3 protein-coding genes are annotated in these 1,628 nt (G+C 27.3%); 1 reads left to right on the top strand and 2 read right to left on the bottom strand.

Features of this window, described 5'->3' with window-relative positions; translation table 11 throughout:
* A partial coding sequence (locus CHL78_RS21545; RefSeq protein WP_199534141.1) for a transcriptional repressor occupies positions 1–132 on the bottom strand: 132 nt, incomplete at its 3' end.
* A gap of 208 nt (positions 133–340) precedes the next feature.
* Between CHL78_RS21545 and CHL78_RS20125 the strand changes: the two genes are divergently transcribed.
* On the top strand, positions 341–1,087 hold the full coding sequence (locus CHL78_RS20125) for a 4Fe-4S binding protein (protein ID WP_094367222.1): 747 nt from the start codon (positions 341–343) through the stop codon (positions 1,085–1,087).
* A gap of 288 nt (positions 1,088–1,375) precedes the next feature.
* Here CHL78_RS20125 and CHL78_RS20935 read toward each other — a convergent pair whose 3' ends face one another.
* Positions 1,376–1,528 carry a hypothetical protein gene (locus tag CHL78_RS20935; RefSeq protein ID WP_158540746.1) on the bottom strand — a complete coding sequence of 51 codons (153 nt, stop codon included), beginning with the start codon at positions 1,526–1,528 and terminating at the stop codon, positions 1,376–1,378.
* Positions 1,529–1,628: the final 100 nt, after the last annotated feature.

Below are 1,628 nucleotides of genomic sequence, written 5' to 3'. Positions count from 1 at the left end.
CCTGTATACTGTTCCAAGGCTTAAATTAGGATTATCCTTTTTTAAAGTTTCATAAATATAATCAGCACTAGGATGTACACTGTTATTTAATATTGTATTTAAAATTAGCTCTCTTTGTTTTGAAAATTTCATAGTATCACCTGCTATATAATTATTTATATTTTAAATATACCACATATACAAAATAATAAACATTTATAAAGAAATTAGCACATTTTACTTAATAATAGTTAGATTTATTAGATTATAAAAATCTAATAAATCTAGAAATAATAGTATATTAAGCTATAATATATTATAATGGATAAAATTTAAATAATAATAAAGGTGGGAGATAAACATGGGGGAAAAAGAACTAATTAAAATCGCATGTGATTTTTTAGGGGGAAATAAAATTTTTGATAAACCAATTTTTGGTTTTTGTGATTGTGAAGATGAATATTTTTACAAATTAAAAGACCATGATATAATAGGAGACCACTTTAAGCTTCCAAAACAATGGCTAAGTGAAGGTAAAACAGTAATCTCATTTTTTTTACCTTTTAATGAAACAATACGAAAAAGCAATAGCGTAGATAATCAATTGCCATCAATGGAATGGTCAGATGGAAAAAAAAATGGTCAAAAACTATTAAATGATTTATCAATTTTTTTAAACTCATATCTTACAGAGGAGGGATACAAAAGTATAATTCCATCTATGGATAAAAGTTTTTATAATGAGCAGAAAATAAAGTTTACAAGTAATTGGTCAGAAAGACACGTTGCATTTGCATGCGGCTTAGGGACATTTGGATTATCTAAAGGGATAATAACAGAGTCTGGAATGGCAGGCAGATTCTCAAGTATAGTTACAGAATTACATATACCTAAAAAAGAAAGAAAATATAAAGATGTGTATGAGTATTGTACAAACTGTGGAGTATGTATACATAGATGTCCTGTAAATGCAATAAGTATAGAACATGGAAAAGATCATAACCTTTGCGCCAACTTTTTAGATGAACTATCTGAAAAATCAAATCCATTATATGGATGTGGTAAATGTCAAACTAAGGTACCTTGCGAACATAGCATACCAAAATAGTATTATTTTGTATTTTAATATTATATAGTAGAGAAATCAGTCACATTATGATATTTATATCATAATCTAATATTAGGAGAGGTAATCTTCTGTTGATTATGAGTGGAAAGGTGATCATAAGTGAAATATAAAAATTATTTTATGGGTTTGAACTATTCGCAATTAAATCAGAGTAGAGAAAATGAGAATTATGAATATAGAATTATGAATTCTTGTAATAATCATTCTTGCAAGCACCATTGCTGTAATAAACATGATTCTTGTAAGAACAACTCTTGTAATCATGGATCATGGAGCAATATGAACTGTAGTTGCTGTCGTAAGTGCTGCAAGCGATGCTGTCAAATGGATCATTGGATTATGGATCCATGTAGAAGTAAGTGCCATAAATCTCATTGGAATAAATGTAAAGAATGGAATCCATGCAAAAATAAATGTCATAGATAACATTGCAAGAAATCTATATAATATAAAAAAATGCATCGGAAAAATAATTAATAAAGCTGTAGAAGATATCTTCTACAGCTTTATTAATTATTTT

The organism is Romboutsia weinsteinii (genome assembly GCF_002250835.2).
GTDB lineage: Bacteria > Bacillota > Clostridia > Peptostreptococcales > Peptostreptococcaceae > Romboutsia_A > Romboutsia_A weinsteinii.
The sequence above is the reverse complement of the archived record's forward strand: the minus strand, read 5'-3'. Positions and strand labels throughout refer to the sequence as shown.